Here is a 3,708-nt window from a genome sequence, read left to right on the forward strand (position 1 = left end):
CAGACTAACAATGCCAGCCCTGCGTCGCTGCGCTCCGACTGCCTGTCCGAATGAGCGTGGAACAGGTGTCCGGATCAGTGTGGGCTGAGTGTCCGAATGGCGTGGAATCCGCAGTCGAGCACGTCATCAGGCGTGAGCCCTTCTGGAGTTCCGTTGATGGAACGCGCGATCATGTCGTAGCTCTTCGGATCGTGATCGATCATGAACGCCGCCAGGCCCACTGGCGAGTCGGTCAGGCCCGTCAGCGACTGCGGTCGATCGCCCATCTGGACCGCGTAGCCGATGTGCTTGTAGGTGAAAGCCACCTGGTCGCAAGCACGTTTTTCTTCAGCACTGAGTCCCGCAGGCAACGGATCGCCGCGAAAGAGCGCCTTGTCGATGTCCGGCGGTATCACGCCGGGCATGTTCGTATGTATTCCAACCATGCCCGGAGGTGTCTTCAACGCCATCAGATCGACAACGATGGCGCCCCAGTCGCCGCCTGAGGCAGCCCACTTCGTGTATCCGAGGCGCTTCATCAACTCGTTATACGCATCGGCGATGCGCGGAGGGTTCCAGCCGGTAGTAGTCGGCCGGGCCGAGAAGCCATAACCCGGCATCGATGGAATGACGAGGTGGAAAGCGTCTGCGGCGGCGCCGCCGTGCGCGGTGGGGTCGGTGAGCGGGCCGATGATCTTCATCTGCTCGATGATCGAGCCAGGCCATCCGTGCGCGACGAGCAGAGGAAGAGCATTCTCATGCTTTGACTTGATGTGCATGAAGTGAAAGTCGAGGCCATCGATGTTGGTGATGAAGTTGGGCACGGCGTTGATCTGCGATTCGATCTTCCGCCAGTCGTACTTGGTTGCCCAGTACTGGGCGAGCTTCTGGATCGTTGCCAGCTGGACACCCTGCGTCGAGTCGTTGACTGTCTCCTTGTCAGGCCATCGCGTCGACTCGATGCGCCTCTTCAGGTCGGCAAGGTCGGCATCGGATGCTTTGTACTGGAACGGTCGGATCTCGGCCGAACTGCCGCTCGCTTTCTTCTCAGCAGCTTGTTTCATGGCGTTTGTCCTTTCAGTGAAACTCAGCAGGACAAGTGGTGCCGCGGCAAGTGTTGTCGCTGCGGCGCCACAGAACCTGCGCCTAGTCAGGAAGATGTATTAATCTGGAACTTGCATATGAGCTCCTTCGGCGCATATAGCCGTCCATTCACGCGGCGAGCACCCCGCATGCCAACTAAAAACACCTACGCCCATCGCCGGGGTGTCGCAACTGCCGATTGTCGGTCGCCCCATCACGGAAGATTTGGTCATGGCAATCAGCTGTTTCACGAATTTTCTGCCCGAACCGTAAAAAAGGGCGTGAGGTCGAAGTGCGCTTCGACACGCTCCACCATCGTCCTGGTCGACTCGACCTCGGCGGCCTGACCGAAGGGCGCCTGGCGCAGTTCCCCGGTGGCCCGCTGCCGGCACTTAACTTGGTGAGGTTTAGCTGGACCTAAGTGGCAGACGCCGATCCATGGTGTCCGCTTTCGGCTACGGTCCTTCAGGCTACTGGCCGATGCCGACTGCAGATCAAAGCCCCGTGGAGCGCGGATGCTAGCCGAACCTGGCGCCCCTACCGATCCTGTCTGGCTCCTAGACGAGTTGCCGACTGAATCGCCAGCAGGCGGATAGATGGGTAGGAGGAGCGCATCACGCGGAGAAAAAGTGGGGGAACAGATGGGTGAACAAAGTGAACCAAGCAGCCAACACCCTCATCCCACGAGCCACCCACCGAAAACAAGGCGGCGACAAGCTGGCTTTTTTTATTGTCCGGAAGAAGGTTGCCCACTCAGTTTCATGGCCAATTCGAGAACCTCGCTACGCGTCTCCGGGGACAGTCTGTGGAACAGTTGCAGCAGCACTGCCATGCCGTCATCAGAGGCGTAGAAAAAAGCTTCGGGCAGGTCTAGTGCGTCGGCGATCTGGCGCACGACCACGATGTTGGGCTCGTGTTTGCCCTTCTCGTATTGGTTCATCCGAGCACTGGCGGACATAGGATCTATTCCCGCAAGAATGCCCAGCCGCTCCTGGGAAAGTCCTGCGGCCTTGCGCGCCTCCTTCAGTCTTCTGGCGAAAACCGACATTTCCTAGCCCTCAAAAGGCTAAGAGAGTCTTAGATTCCACTTGATCAAATACTAAGACATGCTTAGTTTTCTGCATTCGTAGCGATTCAGGAAGCAAACGCGATGAACGATTTCCGCCCCATGCCCCAACCCTGCAAGGACGTACTCTTCTTCAACGCCTCCGCGCCAGCGGAGGATCTGTTCGATACCGCAGAACTTCGGATGAGTGCAGCCCTCAATCTGCTGCAGCTGGTGGAGTTCAGCGACTGTCAGGACCTCACCCAGCACCAGGCGGCGCGCTTGTCCGCGTCGATCGGGGTGTTGCTGGCGGATGCGCGCGTGCTCTACGAAGCGGCCCACCACCGGCTGATGCGGACGCACGCAACCCAGGATGCCTGCGCTTTGCCACAGAATCCTTGAACCATCAGGCCGTCTCGACTCCCTGCTCAAGCACCCACTCCAACCAATGTCTGCATGCGAAGCCACGGCATTCCGCCGTAATGCTCGGGTTAGAATGCCGCCCCGCTTTCCGTGAACTCCCGCCATGAACCACGACACCATCGCCACCCTCGAACAGCAACTGATCGCCGCCCTGGAGCATCTGCCGGACGAGATCCGTCGCATCTTCCATGGCCGTGGACGGCGCTGGGCGGGGTTGGAACATGTCACGGTCGACTGGCTGCAGGGCGTGGTGCTGGTGTCGTTATTTCGCGAGGTGGGTGAAGACGAACTTGCTGCGCTGAGGGCCATGTTGCTGCGCCTCACAGAATCGCCAACGTGGCAGCGCAGTGGCGCTTGCACGCTGCTGTTGCAGCATCGCTACCTGCTGGAAAGCACGATCGAGTTGCTCTGGGGCGAGGCGGTAGAAGAATGCGTGGTCAGCGAAGGCGGCCTGCGCTTCAAACTGGACCTGGGCAAGAAGCAGAACAACGGCCTGTTCCTCGACATGCGCTACGGCCGCGACTGGGTTCGGGCCAATGCTCAGGGCAAGCGGGTGCTGAACCTCTTCGCTTACACCTGCGGCTTCTCGGTGGCGGGCATCGAGGGTGGTGCGGAGCATGTGGTGAACCTGGACATGGCCAGCTCGGCCTTGAGCCGGGGGCGGGACAATCACCGACTGAATGGCCATGACCTCAGCCGCGTGAGTTTCCTTGGTCATGAGCTGTTCAAGTCCTGGGGCAAGGTGAAGAAGCTCGGTCCCTATGACCTGGTGATCATCGACCCGCCGTCCTTCCAGAAAGGCAGCTTCGCCCTGACCCGCGACTACCAGAAGATCCTGCGCCGCCTGCCGGAGTTGCTGACCGAGAACGGGGTGGTGCTGGCTTGCGTGAATGATCCGGGGATTGGGCCGGAGTTCCTCATTCAGGGGATGGCGGCGGAAGCGCCGGAACTGCGGTTTGTGGAGCGGCTGGAGAATCCGCCGGAGTTCGAGGATATTGATGCGGATGCGGGGTTGAAGGCGTTGGTGTTTCAGCGGGGGTAATTGCTGGGGCCAAGCGGGGCTCCGTGTAGTGGTCAAGTTTTGGTGGACACCGGGATAAGGGATTTCAGGTAGTGGCCTTCTCGTAGTCGGCTGGCGATCGATAGCCGAGGGTGGAGTGCAGCCGGTGGGTGTTGTA

Annotated in this window: 4 protein-coding genes and 1 pseudogene; 3 read left to right on the forward strand and 2 right to left on the reverse strand. The window is 59.9% G+C overall.

The window, feature by feature from the left end; all coding sequences use genetic code 11:
• Nucleotides 1-74 precede the first annotated feature (74 nt).
• The gene (locus tag FFS60_RS28325; protein ID WP_137823875.1) at nucleotides 75-1,043 is read right to left on the reverse strand and encodes an epoxide hydrolase family protein; all 969 of its coding nucleotides are present in this window, start codon (nucleotides 1,041-1,043) and stop codon (nucleotides 75-77) included.
• Between the two features lie 347 nt (nucleotides 1,044-1,390).
• Between FFS60_RS28325 and FFS60_RS29210 the strand changes: the two are divergent.
• A pseudogene (locus FFS60_RS29210) lies at nucleotides 1,391-1,483 on the forward strand (NADP oxidoreductase); the annotation flags it as partial.
• A gap of 306 nt (nucleotides 1,484-1,789) precedes the next feature.
• Here FFS60_RS29210 and FFS60_RS28335 read toward each other — a convergent pair.
• Entirely contained in the window at nucleotides 1,790-2,110 is a 321-nt protein-coding gene (locus FFS60_RS28335; protein ID WP_137823876.1) for a helix-turn-helix domain-containing protein, read from the reverse strand.
• A gap of 102 nt (nucleotides 2,111-2,212) precedes the next feature.
• On the opposite strand from FFS60_RS28335, the gene FFS60_RS28340 reads away from it, so the two are divergent.
• A complete protein-coding gene (locus FFS60_RS28340; RefSeq protein WP_137823877.1) occupies nucleotides 2,213-2,509 on the forward strand; it encodes a hypothetical protein in 297 nt (98 codons plus the stop codon).
• Between the two features lie 124 nt (nucleotides 2,510-2,633).
• Nucleotides 2,634-3,572 (forward strand): class I SAM-dependent methyltransferase, encoded by a 939-nt coding sequence (locus FFS60_RS28345; protein ID WP_137823878.1) that lies wholly within the window; start codon nucleotides 2,634-2,636, stop codon nucleotides 3,570-3,572.
• Nucleotides 3,573-3,708: the final 136 nt, after the last annotated feature.

Origin of the sequence: Pseudomonas sp. D(2018), from assembly GCF_005502555.1 — a bacterium.
GTDB classification, from domain to species: domain Bacteria; phylum Pseudomonadota; class Gammaproteobacteria; order Pseudomonadales; family Pseudomonadaceae; genus Metapseudomonas; species Metapseudomonas resinovorans.

Coding starts and splice junctions, on each gene's coding strand:
- FFS60_RS28325 (WP_137823875.1), bottom strand. CDS start 1,043: ATGAAACAAGCTGCTGAGAAGAAAGCGAGCGGCAGTTCGGCCGAGATC.
- FFS60_RS28335 (WP_137823876.1), bottom strand. CDS start 2,110: ATGTCGGTTTTCGCCAGAAGACTGAAGGAGGCGCGCAAGGCCGCAGGA.
- FFS60_RS28340 (WP_137823877.1), top strand. CDS start 2,213: ATGAACGATTTCCGCCCCATGCCCCAACCCTGCAAGGACGTACTCTTC.
- FFS60_RS28345 (WP_137823878.1), top strand. CDS start 2,634: ATGAACCACGACACCATCGCCACCCTCGAACAGCAACTGATCGCCGCC.